Source organism: Actinoplanes sp. NPDC049599, assembly GCF_044465625.1.
GTDB lineage: Bacteria > Actinomycetota > Actinomycetes > Mycobacteriales > Micromonosporaceae > Actinoplanes.
In genome coordinates, this window is sequence record NZ_JBITLX010000026.1 from 1 (window position 1) to 18189 (window position 18189).

Consider the following 18189-nt stretch of genomic DNA (forward strand, 5'->3'; position numbering starts at 1 on the left):
AATCTTGCGCGTCGGTGGCGGTCGGCGCGCGGCCCACGTCACTCCGGCGGGCTATTGCCATCGCCCGATACACCAACCACGCAAAAGACTCAGCTGCGCGTCGCTGCGCTACAAGGTCTGCGAGCTCGGGGCGTCGGGGGTGGTTCGGTGCGCGGATCTTGTGGCGGTGCGGTTGGCTGGGCGCCGCTGTGCTTCGAGGTCCAGCGGCAGGGGCGGCCGGAGGTGTCGCAGCGCCCCTCGGCCGAGGCTGCGGCGGTGACGCGCTCAGACCGGCGCGCCGGCAGGGCCGTGACTCGTGCGGTGGTGGGGACGTGGCGCCGGGGAGGTGGTGGTGCGGGTGGTGACGGTGTGTCGCCGTACCGGATTGCGGGTTGGGTTGTGATCTTGGTGGCCGGTGGGCGGCCACCAAGATCATCCCTGGTTCAGCCGTTGGTGGCTACGTCTTCGATCAGCGCCAGCAGGGTGCGCACCGGCACCCCGGTGCCGCCCTTGGACCAGTGCCCGGTGGGCTCGCCGGTGTGGTACGACGGCCCGGCGATGTCGATGTGCGCCCACTGCACGCCCTCGGCCACGAACTCGCGCAGGAACACGCCGCCCTGCAGCATGTGCCCGGCCCGGTCCATGCTCGCGTTGACCTGGCTGATGTCGGCGATCTCCGAGTCCATGCCCTTGCGCACGTCGTCGGGCAGCGGCATCGGCCAGGCCGGCTCGCCGACCGCGTCGCCGGCCGCCTTGACCCGCTCGCAGGTCTCCGGGGTGCCCATCACGCCGGCGATCCGCTTGCCCAGCGCCACCACCTGACCGCCGGTCAGCGTGGAGGTCTCGAAGACGTAGTCGGTGCCGTCGGCACAGGCCCGGGCGATCGCGTCGGCCAGCACCATCCGGCCCTCGGCGTCGGTGTTGAGCACCTCGACCCGCTTGCCGCTGAACATCGTGATGACGTCGCCCGGCCGGTACGCCGTGCCGGAGGGCATGTTCTCCGCCATCGCGAGGTAGCCGGTCACCGCGACCGCGGGCTTGAGCGCGGCGACGGCCAGCATCGCCGCGCCGACGGCGGCCGCGCCGGCCATGTCCGACTTCATCTCCCACATGCCGGCGGTCGGCTTGATGCTGATGCCGCCGGTGTCGAAGGTGATGCCCTTGCCGACCAGCGCCACCCGCTTCGGGTCGGCCACCCCCTGCGGGGTGTAGCTGAGCTTGACCAGCCGCGGCGGCGCCTCGGAGCCCTGGCCGACCGCGACGATGCCGCCGTAGCCGCCCGCCTTGAGCGCCTCGAAGTCGAGCACCTCGACCTCCAGGCCGGTGCCGTCCGCGGCGGCGACCACGGCGTCGGCGAACTGCGGCGGGCGCAGCTCGTTCGGGGCGGTGTTGACCCAGTCCCGGGTGAGCCGGACCACCTTGGTGACCACCTCGGCGCGGGTCACCTCGGCCAGCGCGGCCGCGTCGCCGGCGTCCGGCACGTGGACCTGCAGCGCCTGCACCGGGTCGCGGCGGGTCGGCTGCGGCTTGGTCTTGTAGCCGGCGAACCGGTACGACCCGAGCAGCGCGCCCTCGAGGATCGCCCGCAGCACGCCGGGAGCGTCGGTGTCGTCGGGCACCGGCAGGGCCAGCGCGACCGTCCCGCTGCCGGCGAGCGCGCGGACCGCGGCCGCCGTGCCCCGCCGCAGCGTCTCGGCCGCGGGCGCGGAACCGGACGGCTCGTCACCCAGGCCGACGGCGACCACCAGCGGCGCGCTGACGGTGCCGAGGGTGGCCAGCTTGATCACCTCGCCGGGGGTGCCGGTGGCGCCCAGCAGGGCCAGGGTCGCGGTCAGCCTGCCGTCGAACGCGGCGGCGATGCTCTCCGCGCCGGCGGCCGGCAGCAGCGCGCCACCCTCGTCCGGCTGGCTGTGCAGCCCGATGACGATCGCATCGACGGCCAGTTCGGCGGGGTCGTTGTCGACCAGGGTGAGGGAGGGGGCGGGGTGGGTCACTCGGGCGCTCCGCGACGATGAGGGGCCGGAGCCCCCTCGTGGGCCGCTCCGACGGTGTGGTCACCCCGGCGCGGGTCGCGCCGGACGGTGATGGTGTCCCGCCGATGCTAACCACAGTCAAGGTCACGGGTAAGTTGCCACTCATGTCGACCGAGGCCGCAGCCCTGCTCCGTTCGCCTTTGCACGAGCGCCACGTCGCGCTCGGCGCCAAGTTCGCCGCCTTCGGCGGCTGGGAGATGCCGCTGGAGTACGCCGGTGGTGGCGTGCTGCGCGAGCACGCCGCCGTCCGCGAGGCCGTGGGCGTCTTCGACGTGTCCCACCTCGGCAAGGCCCGGGTCACCGGCCCGGGCGCGGCCGACTTCGTCAACTCCTGCCTCAGCAACGACCTGGGCCGCATCGCCCCCGGCAAGGCGCAGTACACGCTCTGCTGCGACGACGCCACGGGCGGGGTGGTCGACGACCTGATCGCGTACCTGGTCGGCCCGGACGAGGTCTTCCTCATCCCGAACGCCGCCAACACCGCCGAGGTGGTGCGCCGGCTCGCCGCCGCGGCGCCCGCGGGCATCACGGTCACCGACGAGCACCGCCGCTACGCGATCCTCGCCGTCCAGGGGCCGCAGTCCGCCGAGACGGTCACCAAGCTCGGCCTGCCCACCAGCCACGACTACATGTCGTTCCACCCGGCCCGGATCAACGGCGTCGACCTGATCGTCTGCCGCACCGGCTACACCGGCGAGCACGGCTACGAGCTGGTGGTGCCCTGGGACGACGCGGTCACCGTCTGGGACGCGCTGGTCCAGGCCGGGGTGCGCCCGTGCGGGCTCGGCGCCCGCGACACGCTGCGGACCGAGATGGGCTACCCGCTGCACGGCCAGGAGCTGTCGCTGGAGATCACCCCGGTGCAGGCCCGGGCCGGCTGGGCGGTCGGCTGGGCCAAGCCCGCGTTCTGGGGCCGCGCCGCGCTGCTCGCGGAGAAGGAGGCCGGCCCACGCCGGCTGCTGCGCGGCCTGGAACTGACCGGCCGCGGCATCCCGCGGGGTCACATGCAGGTGTACGCCGGGACGACGCCGGTCGGCGAGATCACGAGCGGCACCTTCTCCCCGACGAAGAAGGTGGGCATCGCGTTGGCGCTGCTGGACACCGCCGCGGGGCTCGGCGAGGGCGACCTGGTCGAGATCGACATCCGGGGCCGCCGCACCGAGGCCAGGATCGTCAAGCCACCGTTCGTGCAGCCGTCGGTGCGGTGACCGTCAGCTACGACCAGGTCCGCGACTGGGTGCTGGCCCTGCCCGGCGGTGCCGAGGTCTACGTCGAGAGCTGGGGCCACCCGACCCTGCGGTACGCCGGCAAGATGTTCGCCTCCGGCGGCGGGGACAGCGGCACCATCACGGTCAAGGCGTCCCGCGAGGAACAGGCCGAGCTGGTCGCCACCGCGCCGCACGTGTACTCGCCGGCGCCGTACGTGGGCCGGTACGGGTGGGTCACGGTGGTGCTGGCCGAGGCCGACCCGGACGAGGCGCGCCAGCTCGTCACCGAGGCATGGCGGCGTACGGCGCCAAAGAAGGTCGTCCGGGCGTACGACTCAGCCCAGGGTTAGCGCGACCAGCGTCACGGTGGTGGTCAGCTCCACGGCCGCGCCGAGCACGTCGCCGGTGATGCCGCCGAACCGGCGTACCGCATGGCGCAGCAGCAGGAGCGTCACCAGCAGCGCGCCGGCGACGGCGGCCGGACCCTGCCACGGCCGGCCCGGCACCGCCGCCACCGCCCCGGCCGCGACGACGGCCGCGGCCAGCAGCACCACCGGCACCGGCACGGTCGCGGCGACCAGCGCACCCAGGCCCGCGGGCCGGGCGGCCGGTACGCCGCGCCGGCAGGCCAGCGGCACCGCCACCCGCCCGGCCGCCCAGGCCGCGACGATCGCCCACGGCCCCACCTCGGTCAGCGCGGCCGCCTGGATCAGCAGGGTCAGCGCGATGGCCGCGACCCCGAACGGGCCGATGTCGGACTTCTTCATGATCGCCAGGGCGGCGGCGCCGGTGCGGTAGGAGCCCAGCGCGTCGACCGTGTCGGCGAGACCGTCCAGGTGCAGGCCACGGGTGAGCAGGGCGCCCGCGGCGACGGTCACCGTGGCCGCGACCAGGCCCTGGCCCAGCAGCACGAACAGCCCGGCCAGGACCGCGCCGAGCAGGGCGCCGACCAGCGGGGCGGCGCTCATCGCGACGGCGGCGGAGCGCCGGTCGACCGTCCCGGTGCGGACCGGCAGCACGGTGAGCGTGGTCACCGCCAGCCGCAGCCCGTCCGCGAGCGGCCACCTCGCCGCCGCCCGCCTCCCCGCCGGCTGCTCCTTGGCCGCGGCGGCCGCAGCCGCGTCGGCCGCAGCCGCGTCGGCGGCGGTCGGCTGCTGGCCGGTCGGCTGCTCGGCGGCGGTTGGCTGCTGGCCGGTTGGCTGCCGCGCGGGCCGGTCCGGTGCCGGCGGCTCCTCGGCGGCCGGCGCGATCTCGTCAGGCACTGGCCGGGCCGGGGCCGTGCGGCTCCGGCTCGGCGAAGTCCCGGTCGTCGTCGCTGTCGTCGTCGGCGGTGTCGTCCTCGTCCGCGGTCAGGCCGCCGTCGCCGTGCCCCGCCAGCAGCGCCGGGTGCACCGGCAGCGCCCCCGCCAGCGCGATCGCCGAGCGCAGCAGCGGCAGCACCGCCAGCGCGTTCGCGCCCTCACCCAGGTCCATGCCCAGCTGCACCACCGGGGTCAGCCCGAGCACGTCGGCGCCCTGCACGACCAGCGCCTGGTTGCCCGCGTCGGGCAGCAGGCACCAGTGCCGGGCCTGGCTGGCCAGGTCCCGGGCGACCAGCCCGGCGGCGATGCCCAGCGGGCCGTCCAGCAGCACCGGCAGCCGCCGGGCCGCCGCGCCCAGCAGCGCGCCCGTGGCGACCGCCAGGTCGGCGCCGCCGAGCTGGGCCAGGATGTCCTTGGCGCCGCGCGGCTCCTGCCGGATGCGGTGCATCGCGTCGCGGACCGCCGCGCACCGGACCATCCACGCCGCGTCGTCATAGAAGCCGCCGGGCACCAGCACCCGGGGCAGGACCGCCACCGGTTCGGCGCCGGTGGTCGCGGCCAGCACGGCCGTCGCCGCGGCCTCGGTGCCCACCCCGCAGGACGCCAGCACGAGCACGTCCCGGCCGTCCTCGGCGGCCGCGTCGGCGAGCGCCCAGCCCTGCCGCAGCGCCGCGTCGACCGCCTCGGCGTCCAGCACCGGGCCGTCCTCCATGGCGCCGGTGGCCGGCGTGCGGACCACCACGATGTCGGCGTCCGCGGTCGCCGCGAGGCGGGCCAGCGCTCCCGTGCCGGCCTCGGCCTCGTCGGCCCGGCGGGCGGCGTCGGCCGCGTCGGCGCCGGCGGTCGCGCCGCCGCCGTGCCGGCCGGCGATCAGCAGCACCCGCACCGGGCCCCAGGGCCGCGGGGTGGCGGTGGCCTGGGTCGCGGCCGCGAACTCGACGGCCTCCAGCAGCGCGCCGATGCCGGCCCCGGGCAGGTCCACCCCGGCCAGCCGGTCCCGGGCGTCGGGGCCCGCGTCGCTGTCCGGCAGCGGCAGATCCATCCCCGCCTCGATGACCGCGCCGCTGGCGACCAGCGGCAGCACCATCGTCGGGGCGTGCAGGGCGCCGGCGGTCGCCGTGCGGGCCCGGTGCGCGGCCACGGCCTCCTCGGGGGTCGGCGGCTCGGCCCCCGCCGGGGCCGGCGGCTCCGGCCGCGGCAGCACCGGCGTGCCGTTGGCCGGCGTGGCCGCGGTCATCGCGTCGTGCATGGCCACCGGGTCGACGGTCAGCGGCGCCGCGTTGTTCTCCGCCTGCAGGTCGGTGACGATCGCCGGCTCGTCGGGCCCGGACTTCAGCCAGGCCGGGCGGCCGGCCACCACGAACGCCACCCGGTCGCAGGCGCCGGCCAGCGCCTGGTTGGCGGTGCCCAGCGCGTCCGCGAACGCCCGCCCGACCGGCGTGGCCGGCACCAGCGACAGGCCCACCTCGGGGCTGACCAGCACCACCCGCGCGCTGCAGGCCTGCACCGCCTCGGCCAGCGCGGTCACGGTGGCGAGGTCGTCGTTGGGCTGCCGCGCGGGGTCGAGCAGCGCCGCGACCCAGCCGCCCAGGTCGTCGACGAGCAGCGTGTCGTCGGGCTTGGCGTCGGTGAGCAGGGCGGCCAGCCGGGCCGGGTCGGCGCCGGTCTCCTCGGTGGTCCAGGACTGCGGCCGGCGGCGCTGATGGCTCTCGATCCGCTCGCGCCACTCCGGGTCGTCCTCGCCGCCGACGGCCGTGGCCACGTAGCGGACCGACGCGGCGCCGGCGACCAGCGCCTCGGCGAACGCGGACTTGCCCGACCGGATCCCGCCGAGCACCAGGACCGAACCCCACCCGTCAGCAGACATGCCCCGTACTTTAGGGCCGCCGGGCATGATCGACGAGACACCCCCTGGCCGTACCCGGCGTACCGGTGCGCACACCGTAGGGTGGGATCAGGACCACAGATCGACACCTGAGGGAGGCGGCATGCCGTGGAGTTGGCGGTACGAGGGCGTCGACGGACAGCCGGTGGCCGGCCCGACCGAGACGTTCAGCAGCCAGGCCGATGCCGAGTCGTGGATCGGCCAGGCGTGGCGTGAGCTGGCGGCCGCCGGGGTCACGCAGGTCACCCTGGTCGAGGACGACCGGGTCGACTACAAGATGAGTCTGCTGCCGGCCGAGTGAGCTACCAGATCTCGCGGGGCGTCCCGAAGAGCGCCTTCGTCCCGAGCCCGGTCTTCGTCGGCATCCTGGCGGTCACGGCCGTCTCCGGCTGGATGGCGTGGACCGGCTACGGCAACGTGCGGGTCGACGTCTTCCTGCTGATCGTGTCCGGCTGGGTGCTCTCGCTCTGCCTGCACGAGTACGCGCACGCGATCGTCGCGTACTTCTCCGGCGACCGCGGGGTGGCCGACCGCGGCTACCTGCGGCTGAACCCGCTGAAGTACACCCACCCGGTGCTGTCCATCGTGCTGCCGCTGGTGGCGGTCGTGCTCGGCGGCATCGGCCTGCCCGGCGGCGCGGTGTGGGTGGACCATGCGCACATCCGCAGCAAGGCCAAGGAGTCGCTGATCAGCGCCGTCGGCCCGGCGACCAACGTGGTGTTCGCGCTGATCCTGGCCGTCCCGTTCGCCTTCGGGGCGGGCAGCGACGTGGTGCTCTACAGCGACGGCGGCGACGGCTTCATCGTCGCCGGCAGCCACGGCGACTTCTGGGTGGCCCTGGCGGCGCTGGCGTTTTTGCAGGTCACGGCGAGCCTGCTGAACCTGCTGCCGGTGCCCGGGCTGGACGGCGGCAACATCGTGCGGCCCTGGCTGAGCGAGCCGTACCAGCGGGCGTACAACCTGTTCGCGCCGTACGGTTTCATCCTGCTCTTCGTCCTGCTCTGGCAGTCGAAGATCAACGTGTGGTTCTTCACGCTGGTGAGCTGGCTCAGCGGGCTGCTCGGCGTGCCGGACAGCATGGGTGAGATCGGCCTGGCGTACATGCGCTTCTGGCAGTCGCTCTGACCCGGCGCCCCGCGGGCGGGGCGCCGGGACGCGAGGTCAGGGACGCTTCGGCGGGCTGACGGTCTTCGCCGGGTCGCGCTCGGTGACCGGGGAGAGCGCCTCGTCGATCGCCTTCATCAGGTCGCTGTCGAGCTTGACCCCCGACGCCTTGGCGTTGTCGCGGACCTGCTCGGGCCGGGACGCGCCGATGATCGCTGCCGAGACGTTGTCGTTCTGCAGCACCCAGGCCAGCGCGAGCTGGGCCATCGACAGCCCGGCCTGCTCGGCCAGCGGCTTGAGCTGCTGCACCGCGGTCAGCACCTCGTCGCTCAGCCAGCGCGAGATGAAGTCGGCGCCGGACTTGTCGTCGGTGGCGCGGGACCCGGACGGCGGCTGCTTGCCCGGCTCGTACTTGCCGGTGAGCACGCCCTGCGCGATCGGCGACCAGACCACCTGGCCGACGCCGAGCTCGATCGAGGTGGGCACCACCTCGGCCTCGATGACCCGCCACAGCGCGGAGTACTGCGGCTGGTTCGACACGAACTGGATCTTGAGATCCTGGGCCAGCTCCCAGCCCGCCCGGATCTCCGACGCCGACCACTCCGAGACGCCGATGTAGAGGGCCTTGCCGGAGTGCACGATGTCGGCGAACGCCTGCATCGTCTCCTCGAGCGGCGTCGTGTAGTCGTAGCGGTGCGCCTGGTACAGGTCGACGTAGTCCACCTGGAGCCGGCGCAGCGAGCCGTTGATCGATTCCATGATGTGCTTGCGGGACAGGCTGCGGTCGTTCGGGCCGGGGCCGGTCGGCCAGTAGACCTTGGTGAAGATCTCCAGGCCCTCGCGGCGCTCACCCTTCAGCGCGCGGCCCAGGACGGCTTCCGCGCGGGTGCCCGCGTACACGTCGGCGGTGTCGAACGTGGTGATGCCCACGTCGAGCGCGGCGCGCACGCACGCGGCGGCGGCATCCTCCTCGACCTGGGAGCCGTGGGTGATCCAGTTGCCGTACGCGATCTCACTGACCAGCAGGCCGGAACGGCCGAGATGACGAAACTCCATGTCTCGGACCCTACCTGCCCCTTACAGAACCGGCCGGGTGTCGGAGAGCAGCTTCTCGATCTCGTCCACCACGTCGCCGGGCCGGGACCGGGTCACCTCGACGATCGGATCGCCGTTGCGGTCCAGCGCACCCCACCGGCCGTCACGGTCGCCGACCACGAACGCGACCGGGTGGATCAGCAGCCGGGAGTGCACCGGCGCCACCAGCAACTGCCCGGTACGGTCGATCACGCCGAGCCGGTCACCGGCGTCGACGACGGCCAGCCCGTCACCGGTGAAGCCGTCCACCGGCCCGCCGGCGGTCAGCTCAGTGGCGAACCGCTGGTACTTCGGCGGCACCACGACCCGCCCGTGCCGGTCGATCGCACCCCACCCACCCCGGCGCACCACGGCCAGCCCGTGCCGGAACGGCCGCGCCTCGTCAAAACCGCCGGGCACGATGACCCGGTTGTGCCAGTCGATGGCGAACCAGCCGCCGGCCGGGTCCCGCGACACCCACGCCAGCCCGTCGGCGAACCGGCCGGCCTGCACGTAACCGCTGGCCGCGTCGATGACCAGCGCGCCGGTCTCGTCGATCAGCTCCCAGGCGGCGGTGCCGGGGCGGCGTACCCAGGCCACCCCCTCGTGGAACGGCTGCGCCTCGGCGTACCGCTCGGGGATGACGACCTCGCCGTCGCTGTCGGCGTACCCCTGCCACCCGGAGTCGTAGTCCAGCGCCGGATGTGGCGGCCGGCTCTGCTGCAGGATCTCCTCGCGCGACCGCGGGTAGGGCCCCCACCCGGACTCCCGCACCCGGGCCATGACGGCGTCGAGCGCGGCCTCGGTCCGCGCGACCAGCTCGGGATCGGCGACCCGGCGCAGCTCCAGCGCGGCCTCGAAATGGTTGCAGGCCTCGAGATAACGCCCCTGCTCATAACCCGACTTGCCGGCGTGGACATGCATCTCGGCCCGCAACCGGTCGGGCAGCTCAACGGAGTTGGCCTCCTCGAACAACCGGTCGGCCTCGGCGAAATCCCCCCGCCACTGCTGCACATGCGCGAGCCGGGCCTGCACGATCGCGGTTCGCCGCAGCTCACCGGTGGCCTCGGCGTGCCGCAGCGCCTCCCGGGCATCGGCCAGCGCCCGGCCGAGATCACCGAGCACCCGGGAAACAACGGCACGCAGGCTGAGCAGCCGGGCCCGGACGGTGTCCCGCTCGGCGTACTCCAGCTTGTCGGTGAGCCGGTCCCGGATGGCCCGCAGCGGCTCCGGGTCGTCGACGGTCTCCCGCAGGGTGACGGGATCGAACTTCCACGGGTACGCGGCCAGCACCTGCTCGGGGTCGGCGCGGCGGCGCTCGGGCTCGAGGTCGGGCTGCGGCGGCGGGGAGACGGTCACGGTGGGCAGCTGCATGCTCGGCGTCCGGAGAGCGGCATTTCCGGTACGGGGAGAAGCGACGTCCTCGGCCTGGGGGGTGGCCGGGGCCGGCTCGGCAGCCACCGGGTCTGTGGTGATGGGGTCCGGGGTGATGACAGGCTCGATGATCGCCGCGTCGATCGGCTCGGGGTGTGTTGATTCAGCTGCCTGGACCGGCTCCGCGTCAGCTTGCTCGGCCTGCTCTTCGTCGGCCGGCTCTGCGTCGACTGCTTGGTCCTTGGCCGGAGCGTCTTCGGCCGGCTGTGGTTCGGGCAGTTCGATCAGCTCAGCATCGACTGGCTCAGCGACTGGCTCAGCGTCGACTGGCTCGGCGGCGACCGATTCCGCGGCGACCGGTTCGGTTTCGACGAGGTCGGTGTCGGCTGGCTCGGTGGGCGCCGCCTCGGCCTGGGCCGGCACATTTTCGACCGGCTCGGCGGTAGATGCCTCGGTTTCAACCAGTTCTGTGTCGATTATCGGGGTTGTAGCCAGGTCGGCGGCGATTGTCGCGGTTGCGGCCGGGTCGGCGGTGACTGGTTCGGTTTCGACCAGTTCTGCGTCGATTGTCGCGGTTGCGGCTGGCTCGGCGGCGACCGGCTCGGGCTCGACCAGCTCTGCGTCGATCGGCTCACCCCGGGGCGAGGGTGATGCGATCGGCTCGGCGTCGATCGGTTCCGCGTCGACCAGCTCGGCGTCGACCACGTCGGTGGGCGCCGGCCGCGATTCGGTGGGCTCGGTGTCGGCCGGCTCGGGTTGCACCAGCTCCGCATCGATCGGGTCGGCGTTGACCGGCTCCGGCGCGACATCCACCGGTTCGTCGGCCGGCTCGGGCGCCACCACGGCTGCCGGGATGACGTTGCCCGCCTCGTCGTGCGCGGTGACCACATCGGCGGGGGCCTCGTCCGGCTGCCCGGCAACGTCCGACTGTGAGGGCGCTGCGGGCTCGCCGGCCGGAACACCGTCGGTCACCGGTCGGACCATGCGCGTCTCGGTGGTGGGGGAGAACCAGTCCCGCTTCGCGGCGGCACCGCTCACCGGCACGGCACTGACCGGCGCACCGCTGACCGGCGCCCCGGCCGGGACGCCGCTGGTCGGAGCATCGCTGACCGAGCCACCGCCGGCGGGGATGCCGCTGGTCGGAACCGCGCCGCTGACCGGCGCGTCCATGTCCGCCGCGGGGACGTCGACGACCAGGTCGGTGGGGTCGGGGGCAGCCGGTCCCGGTTCGGGAGTGACGGCACCCAGCCCGCTCATCGACAGGAGCCACCCAAGCCCGTGCGGCTCGTCCGCAACCGGCTCGGCTGTCTGGTCCGGAGCCGCGGAGACATCCGCGACCGCCGGCCGAACCGTTTCCGCGACGGCTGTCTCCCCGGCACGATCCGCGGGTTCCGGGACCGCGACGGGCGGGATCGGACCGGTGGCGTCGGCATCGGAAGACGGCTCGCCGGGACCGGCCGCCGGCTGACGGGGTGCCGCCTCGACGGGCGGGACCGGAACCCCGTAAGGCGGCCGCAGCGCCTGCCGCTCGTCCGGGGCCGGAGGCGGAGGCTCGTAGGGCGGGGCCGGTGGAGCCGCCCGGTAGGGCGCGGGCTGCGCGGACGTCGGCCGCACGACCGGCGGCGCCTGCTGCTGCCCAACCGGGGGAGCAGCAACGGCCGGCGGAACTTCGGGAGGTGCGGTCGGCACGGCATAAGCGGCCGGAGCCCAGGCGGCAGGCTCCGGTCGCGCCGGCGCCGACGGCTGCACAGGCACCGAAGGTTGCACAGGCGGCACGGCCGGCCCGGGGCGCACGGGCGGTGCCGAGTGGACCGGCGGTGCGGAGTGCACGGGCGGTGCGGAGTGGACCGGCGGTGCGGAGTGCACGGGCGGTGCGGAGTGCACGGGCGGTGCGGAGTGGACCGGCGGTGCGGAGTGCACGGGCGGTGCGGAGTGCACGGGCGGTGCGGAGTGCACGGGCGGTGCGGAGTGCACGGGCGGTGCGGAGTGGACCGGCGGCGCGGAGTAGGGGGCCGGGATGACCGCCGGCGGCGTGGCCGGTGGTGCTGCCGAGATCGGTGGCTGGCCATATGCGGCCGGCCGTGCCGCGGGAGGCGCAGGCTGTGGCGGTGCCGCGCTCAACGGCGCCGGGAAGCGGGGATCCGTCGGCGGTGCCGCGCTCAACGGCGCCGGGAAGCGGGGATCCGTCGGTGGTTCCGCGCTGTGTGCCGGGCGGCGGGTAGCCGGGGGCGCCGAGTGGGGCGCCACCGCACGCGGCTCGGCCTGCGTGGGTCGGGGGCCCAGCGGCGTCGCGGGCCGCGGGTCGACCGGCTGCGCCCATGTCGGGTCCGGCGGCGTCGGCCGCGGTGCCGAGTAGGGCGCGACCGGCGTGGTGGCGCCCGGACCCTGATAAGGCGGCGTGTCGTGGCTGACCGGGCGGGCCGGCTGGTGCTGCGGCGCCGGTGCGGTCCGCGGTCCGTAGAACTGTTCGCCGGGACGGGCCGGAGTTTCCGGGCGTGCCGCGGCCGCAGCCGGCGTTTCCGGGACGGGCCCGGCGCCGGAGTGCGGTTCCGTCGCGGGCCGTGACGGCGACTGCGACGCCGGGCCGATCCGATACGGGACGTAGTCCGCGCCGGGCCGGGCCGCCGGCGGCGCCTCGGGTCCGGTCCGCTGCGCCGGGCGGGGCTCGGGGCGCCCCTGCTGAACGGGGTACCGCGGGTCCTGACCCGGATACCGCGCATCCGGCCGCCGCTGGTCCATCTCAGGCCGCCGCTGATCCGACCCGGACCACCGCGGGTCGACCTCGGCCCGTCGCGGGTCCGCCTCGGGCCGACGCGGGTCGGCCTCAAGGCGTCGCGGGTCCACCTCAGGCCGACGCGGGTCCGCCTCGGGCCGCCGAGGACCAGGCTCGTGCCGTCGCGGGTCCGCCTCGGCCCGTCGCGGGTCGGCCTCGGGCCGTCGCGGGTCAAGCTCGGAGCGACGTGGGTCAGAGTCTGAGCGCCGCTGATCCGCCTCAGCCCGTCGCGGGTCCGGCTCGGGACGGTGAGTATCGGGCTCGGCCCGGCGCTGGTCAGCGCCCGGACGCCCAGCAGCACCGCGCCCGTCGACGGAACGTCCGTCCGGGAAGCGAGCATCCGCCGCGAACCGGCTGTCCGACGTCTGCGGGCCCGACTGGTACCGGGCGTCCTGGAACCGCGGATCCACCCGCTGCCGGGGGTCCGGCGGACCCTCGTGCGGTGCCGGGTACGCGCCGGCGCCCGGGCGCTGCTGGTCCGGCCGGGCCGGTTCGCCGTACAGCGGGGGTGCGGATTGGGGGCGTTCCAGGCGTTCCGGTAGTGGCACCGGCCTGTTCCAGGACGGGCCCTGTTGTTGCGGTGGTGATGTCGCGCCCGCTACGTACGGTGTCCGAGTCGCCGGTGGGGCGTACCCCTGCTCCTCGGGGCCGGACCACGACGGCGGTGGCTGGGGCGGACGGCCGACCGTGGCGCGACCCGCCGCCGGGGAGATCGGGCGGGCCGTTGACGGGCCGCCCGACGACGGGGCCGGCGGGCCGGAGGCCTGGGCGATCTGGCGGAAGTCGGCGTCCCAGGCCGATGCCGCCTCGGCCGCGCGGGACGCGTCGTAGACAGGGTGGTGCACCGCGCGGCGGCGGCCCGGGTCGCCCGGGTAGCGCTGGCCCGGCAGGGGTTCCCACTCCCAGGTGATCTCGTACACCCAGGCGGGTTCGTCGTCCCAGCGGTCCGCGCCGGAGTGCGAGCTCCAACCGTTCATCGGGCAGCCCTCTGGGCGCCGGATGGCTGGTTACGCTCCGTCACGACGAATATCCACCTTGTCGGAAATAGCTCGGTGGCAGGGCGGGGCACCGGGTACAGTCGCCCGGCTCCGCTGCGGGGGTTGTGGAAGGAGATTAACGGCGTGGACCGGCTCGACGCCAGGGTGCCTCAGATCTCTCCGCACCGTCCGTTCCGGGAGTTCCTCACTACTTTCGGTGCGCTCGCATGGTCGGGTTTCCGGAGGTTCACCACCTACCGGCAGGCGACCATAGCCGGATCGTTCACGAACATCGTCTTCGGGTTCCTCCGGTGTTACGTGCTGCTCGCCGTCGCGGCCGGCGCGGTGGGCGGCCGGCCCGCCGGTTACGGCCCGATGCAGCTCGCCACTTTCGTGTGGGTGGGTCAGGGGTTGCTCAGCGTAGTTTCGCTCTGGGGCTGGAGCGAGCTGGCCGAGCGGATCCGCACCGGCGAGGTCACCGCCGACCTGCTGCGGCCGGTGCATCCGGTGATCGGCTACCTCGCCCCGGACCTGGGCCGGGCCCTGCACGCGCTGATCTTCCGGTTCGTGCCGCCGGTGCTGGTCGGGCTGATCTTCTTCGACCTGTACCTGCCCGGCCGCTGGTACACCGTGCCGCTGTTCGGGCTCTCCGTGCTGCTCGCGGTGGTCGGCAGCCTGGGTATGCGGTTCCTGGTCAACGCCACCGCCTACTGGCTGCACGACGCCCGCGGGCCGATCACCCTGTGGACGCTGTCCGCCGGCGTGCTCGCCGGTCTCTACTTCCCGCTGCGGTTCCTGCCCGACTGGCTCGCCGTCACGCTCTGGGTGGCCACGCCGTTCCCCGGGCTGCTGCAGACGCCGCTCGACGTGCTGATCGAGGTGGATCCGCCGGCGCGGCAGCTCGGCCTGGTCGCGCTGCAGGCCTGCTGGGCGGCGGCGCTGCTGGCGCTCGCCGCGCTGGTGCAGCGCCGCGCCGAACGCCGGCTGGTGGCCCAGGGTGGCTGAGCTGCGCGCGTACGCCGCGCTGCTGGGTGGCCAGTGGCGGTCGGTGCTGTCGTACCGGGCGTCCTTCTGGGTGGAGATGGTCACCAACATCGGGGGTACGGCGTTCGACGTCATCGCCGTCCTGGTGATCTTCCGGGCCACCCGGACCGTGGCCGGGTTCACGCTGCCCGAGGCGATCCTGATGGTCAGCCTCTCCTCCTGCGCCTTCAACCTGGCCGACTTCGCGGTCGGCAACATCGACCGGCTCAAGACGTACGTCCGGACCGGGATGATGGACTCGGTGCTGGTCCGGCCGCTGGGCGCGCTGACCCAGCTGGTGCTGATGGACCTGCCGCTGCGCAAGGCCCTGCGGCTGGTGCTGGCCGGCGTGGTGCTCGTGGCGGCCCTGCGGGTCAACGACCTCGACTGGACGCCGGCGCGGGTGCTGCTGGTGCTGCTCGCCCCGGTCGCCGGCGGGGTGTTCTTCGGCTCCATCTTCGTGCTCAGCGCCAGCCTGGCGTTCTGGTGGGTGGACTCCGGGGAGATCGGCAGCGCGTTCACCTACGGCGGGCGGGACTTCACTTCGTACCCCGTACCGGTCTATGCGGGCTGGTTCCGCGGCGTCTTCGCGTACGGCCTGGGTTTTGGTTTTGTGGCCTACCAGCCGGCGCTGGCGCTGCTCGGCCGGGCCGACCCGCTCGGCCTGCCGGGCTGGACCGGCTTCGTCTCGCCGCTGGTCGCGCTCGCTGCGGCCGGCATCGCCGCCGCCGTCTGGCGATCCGGCGTCCGTCACTACCGGAGCACTGGCTCATGATCGAGATGCGCGAGCTGCGCAAGGACTTCACGGTACGGATCAAAGCCGGCCGCCTGCGCCGCACGAAACGCGTGGTGACCGCCGTCGACGGCATCAACCTGCGGATCGAGCGCGGCGAGATGCTCGGCTACATCGGCCCGAACGGCGCCGGCAAGTCCACCACGCTCAAGATGCTCACCGGCGTGCTGACCCCGTCGTCCGGGACGGTGTCGGTGTGCGGGCTGACGCCGGTGCCCGAGCGCACCCGGCTGGCGCTGCGGATCGGGGTGGTCTTCGGGCAGCGCTCGCAGCTCTGGTGGGACCTGCCGCTGCGGGAGTCGTTCGGGCTGCTCCGGCACATCTACCGGGTGCCGGCCACCGAGCACGCGGCCCGGCTGCGCCGCTGCGTCGGCCTGCTGGACCTGGACGGCTTCCTGGACACCCCGGTCCGGCAGCTCTCCCTGGGCCAGCGGATGCGCGGCGAGCTGACCGCGGCCCTGCTGCACGGCCCGCAGGTGCTGTTCCTGGACGAGCCGACCATCGGCCTGGACGTGGTGAGCAAGCAGGCCGTGCGCTCGTTCCTGGCCGAGCTGGGCGCGACCGGCGACGTCACGCTGGTGCTGACCACCCACGACCTGGCCGACATCGAACGGCTCTGCCGCCGGCTGGTGGTGATCGACCACGGCCGGGTCGTGCACGACGGCACCATCGAGGCCCTGCACGCCCGGTACGGCTCCCGCCGCCGCCTGGTGGTGGACCTGGACGAGCCGCTGCCGGCCGGCTTCACGGTCGAGGGCGCGACGCTCGTCTCGCTGGCGGCCGAGGGGCACCGCGCCTCGTTCGACCTGCTCTCGGACGCGGCGGGTCCGGTGGTGGCGCGGCTGGCGGCGCTGCGCTCCCTGCGCGACCTGTCCCTGGTCGAGCCGGACATCGAGGACGTGGTGGCCCGCCTGTACGCCTCCTAGCGATGTTCCATCAGCAGCACCGCCCAGGTGCCGGGCTCGAGCGCCTGGTACCGGTGCGCGATGTCGCCGGGGAAGGTCACGTAGTCGCCGGGGCCCAGGTCGACCTCCTCGTGCTCCGGCCCCACCCGTAACCGGCCGGCAGCCACGACCAGGTGCTCGATGCTGCCGGGCAGGTGCGCGTCCGCCTGCCGCGAGCCGCCGGGCTCCAGCTCCATCACGTAGAGGTCACGCCGGGTGTGCGCGCTGCCGGCGGTGAGCAGCGTGGCGAAGAAGTCGGCGTGGTCCGACTGCAGCCGCGGCCCTTCGCCGGCCCGGACCACCCGGATCAGCGGCGCGGGCGGCTCGACCAGCCGGCTGAACGGCACGCCCAGCGCCACCCCGAGCGACCAGAGCGTCTCCACGCTGGGGTTACCGGTGCCGGACTCCAGCTGGGAGAGGGTGGACTTGGCCAGCCCGGCGCGCCGGGCGAGCTCGGCCAGCGAGATGCCGACCCGTTCCCGCTCGCGGCGCAGAGCGAGGGCGATGGTGGCGAGCGGTTCCGACATGTTCACTCCGTCGATCGCATCGTTCGGTTTGACGAACGCCAGGCCCGTCGTTCATTATTTTGAACCATGCGTACGCCAACCCGAACGCCGGACCGGGCACTGCTGCGCGACGCGGCCGCCATCGCGGCGGCGATGATCGCGGTGGGTGCGTCGTTCGGCGCCATCGCGATCACGTACGGGCTGCCGACGTGGGTGCCGTTCCTGATGTCCACCGCGGTGTTCGCGGGCGGCGCCCAGTTCCTCGCCGTCGGCCTGATCGCGGCCGGCAACCCGATCGCCGCGGTCCTGGCCGGCCTGCTGCTCAACGCCCGCCACCTGCCGTTCGGGCTGGCGGTGTCGGCAACGATCGGCGCCCGGTGGCGCGACCGGCTGATCGGCAGCCACCTGATGACCGACGAGGTGGTGGCATTCACCCTGGCCGAAACCGACCCGGTGCGCCGCCGCCGCACGTACTGGCTGATCGGCATCACGCTGTTCACCTCGTGGAACACCGGCACGGCCCTGGGCGTCTGGCTGGGCGGCGCAACCGGCGACCCGGCGTCCCTGGGCCTGGACGCCGCCTTCCCGGCCGGGCTGATCGCACTGCTGATGCCGTCGCTGCGTGACCGCGACACCCGGCTGGTGGCGCTGCTGGGAGCGGCGGTGGCGGTGGCGCTGACACCGGTGCTGCCCGCCGGTCTGCCGGTGCTGTGCGCGCTGGTGGGGCTGGCAGTGCTCCTGCTGCCCCGGGGCGGATCGGACGCCGGGAGCCCGTCGCGGGAGACCGAGGAGGCGCCATGCTGATCGCGGCGATCCTGACGCTGGCCGTGGGAACGTACACGATGCGGCTGGGCGGGGTGCTGCTCCGCGACCGCCTCGAACTGTCCGATCCGCTGCAACGGCTGCTCCCGATGGCGGCGGCGTCCCTGCTGGCGGCCCTGGCGACAACGGCGGCCCTGACGGAGGGCGCCGGCTTCGCGGGAATCGCCCGGCCGGCGGGAGTGGCAATGGGCGCGCTGTTGGCATGGCGTCGCGCGCCGTTCGTGGTGGTGGTCGTAGCGGCGGCAGCAACGGCAGCCCTCCTCCGCCTGACCGGCATCGAATAGCCCCATCGGGCGCAGCAACCCGCACCCACGGCCCTCGCCACCCAGGCCCAACGGCCCGGCGCCACGATCTCCCCGGCACCGACATGGAGTCCGGCTCCCAGGTGCCGCT

Annotated in this window: 17 protein-coding genes; 11 read left to right on the plus strand and 6 right to left on the minus strand. The window is 74.2% G+C overall.

Translation table 11 applies throughout. The features are described 5' to 3' along the window. Positions 1-422: 422 nt before the first annotated feature. The gene (locus ACIBQZ_RS33185; protein WP_396092787.1) at positions 423-1973 is read right to left on the minus strand and encodes a leucyl aminopeptidase; all 1551 of its coding nucleotides are present in this window, start codon (positions 1971-1973) and stop codon (positions 423-425) included. 143 nt (positions 1974-2116) lie between these two features. On the opposite strand from ACIBQZ_RS33185, the gene gcvT reads away from it, so the two are divergent. Both gcvT and ACIBQZ_RS33195 read left to right on the plus strand, forming a co-directional pair. Then, positions 2117-3220: a glycine cleavage system aminomethyltransferase GcvT gene (gcvT, locus tag ACIBQZ_RS33190; protein ID WP_396092788.1), complete on the plus strand. Its 1104-nt coding sequence runs from the start codon at positions 2117-2119 to the stop codon at positions 3218-3220. Beyond that, positions 3217-3570: an MmcQ/YjbR family DNA-binding protein gene (locus ACIBQZ_RS33195; RefSeq protein ID WP_396092789.1), complete on the plus strand. Its 354-nt coding sequence runs from the start codon at positions 3217-3219 to the stop codon at positions 3568-3570. The genes gcvT and ACIBQZ_RS33195 overlap by 4 nt, the downstream gene beginning before the upstream one ends. Here ACIBQZ_RS33195 and ACIBQZ_RS33200 read toward each other — a convergent pair. Together ACIBQZ_RS33200 and ACIBQZ_RS33205 are read right to left on the minus strand one after the other, a co-directional pair. Continuing rightward, entirely contained in the window at positions 3556-4266 is a 711-nt protein-coding gene (locus tag ACIBQZ_RS33200) for an adenosylcobinamide-GDP ribazoletransferase (RefSeq protein WP_396092901.1), read from the minus strand. The genes ACIBQZ_RS33195 and ACIBQZ_RS33200 overlap by 15 nt on opposite strands. 208 nt (positions 4267-4474) lie before the next feature. After that, the gene (locus ACIBQZ_RS33205; RefSeq protein WP_396092790.1) at positions 4475-6388 is read right to left on the minus strand and encodes a bifunctional adenosylcobinamide kinase/adenosylcobinamide-phosphate guanylyltransferase; all 1914 of its coding nucleotides are present in this window, start codon (positions 6386-6388) and stop codon (positions 4475-4477) included. Between the two features lie 121 nt (positions 6389-6509). Between ACIBQZ_RS33205 and ACIBQZ_RS33210 the strand changes: the two genes are divergently transcribed. Next, positions 6510-6707, plus strand: a complete 198-nt coding sequence (locus tag ACIBQZ_RS33210) for a hypothetical protein (protein WP_023359740.1) — start codon at positions 6510-6512, stop codon at positions 6705-6707. Beyond that, entirely contained in the window at positions 6704-7531 is an 828-nt protein-coding gene (locus tag ACIBQZ_RS33215; RefSeq protein WP_396092791.1) for a site-2 protease family protein, read from the plus strand. The genes ACIBQZ_RS33210 and ACIBQZ_RS33215 overlap by 4 nt, the downstream gene beginning before the upstream one ends. A gap of 36 nt (positions 7532-7567) precedes the next feature. Here ACIBQZ_RS33215 and ACIBQZ_RS33220 read toward each other — a convergent pair whose 3' ends face one another. Both ACIBQZ_RS33220 and ACIBQZ_RS33225 read right to left on the minus strand, forming a co-directional pair. Further along, a complete protein-coding gene (locus ACIBQZ_RS33220; RefSeq protein ID WP_396092792.1) occupies positions 7568-8566 on the minus strand; it encodes an aldo/keto reductase family protein in 999 nt (332 codons plus the stop codon). Between the two features lie 21 nt (positions 8567-8587). Beyond that, positions 8588-11215, minus strand: a complete 2628-nt coding sequence (locus tag ACIBQZ_RS33225; protein WP_396092793.1) for a WG repeat-containing protein — start codon at positions 11213-11215, stop codon at positions 8588-8590. A 1764-nt stretch (positions 11216-12979) separates the two neighbouring features. On the opposite strand from ACIBQZ_RS33225, the gene ACIBQZ_RS33230 reads away from it, so the two are divergent. The 5 genes from ACIBQZ_RS33230 to ACIBQZ_RS33250 all read left to right on the plus strand — a co-directional run bounded on the left by ACIBQZ_RS33230 (position 12980) and on the right by ACIBQZ_RS33250 (position 16450). Beyond that, the gene (locus ACIBQZ_RS33230; RefSeq protein ID WP_396092794.1) at positions 12980-13273 is read left to right on the plus strand and encodes a hypothetical protein; all 294 of its coding nucleotides are present in this window, start codon (positions 12980-12982) and stop codon (positions 13271-13273) included. Positions 13274-13418: 145 nt separating this feature from the next. Next, positions 13419-13562 (plus strand): hypothetical protein, encoded by a 144-nt coding sequence (locus ACIBQZ_RS33235; protein ID WP_396092795.1) that lies wholly within the window; start codon positions 13419-13421, stop codon positions 13560-13562. Between the two features lie 290 nt (positions 13563-13852). Then, on the plus strand, positions 13853-14713 hold the full coding sequence (locus tag ACIBQZ_RS33240; RefSeq protein ID WP_396092796.1) for an ABC transporter permease: 861 nt from the start codon (positions 13853-13855) through the stop codon (positions 14711-14713). Continuing rightward, the gene (locus ACIBQZ_RS33245; RefSeq protein WP_396092797.1) at positions 14706-15506 is read left to right on the plus strand and encodes an ABC transporter permease; all 801 of its coding nucleotides are present in this window, start codon (positions 14706-14708) and stop codon (positions 15504-15506) included. Before ACIBQZ_RS33240 ends, ACIBQZ_RS33245 begins: the two co-directional genes overlap by 8 nt. Then, positions 15503-16450: an ATP-binding cassette domain-containing protein gene (locus tag ACIBQZ_RS33250; protein ID WP_396092798.1), complete on the plus strand. Its 948-nt coding sequence runs from the start codon at positions 15503-15505 to the stop codon at positions 16448-16450. The genes ACIBQZ_RS33245 and ACIBQZ_RS33250 overlap by 4 nt, the downstream gene beginning before the upstream one ends. Here the strand turns inward: ACIBQZ_RS33250 and ACIBQZ_RS33255 are convergent. After that, positions 16447-16995, minus strand: a complete 549-nt coding sequence (locus tag ACIBQZ_RS33255; protein ID WP_396092799.1) for a helix-turn-helix domain-containing protein — start codon at positions 16993-16995, stop codon at positions 16447-16449. The two genes, ACIBQZ_RS33250 and ACIBQZ_RS33255, sit on opposite strands and share 4 nt — an antisense overlap. Positions 16996-17061: 66 nt before the next feature. Between ACIBQZ_RS33255 and ACIBQZ_RS33260 the strand changes: the two genes are divergently transcribed. Further along, on the plus strand, positions 17062-17778 hold the full coding sequence (locus ACIBQZ_RS33260; protein WP_396092800.1) for an AzlC family ABC transporter permease: 717 nt from the start codon (positions 17062-17064) through the stop codon (positions 17776-17778). Continuing rightward, entirely contained in the window at positions 17772-18080 is a 309-nt protein-coding gene (locus ACIBQZ_RS33265; RefSeq protein WP_396092801.1) for an AzlD domain-containing protein, read from the plus strand. The genes ACIBQZ_RS33260 and ACIBQZ_RS33265 overlap by 7 nt, the downstream gene beginning before the upstream one ends. Positions 18081-18189: the final 109 nt, after the last annotated feature.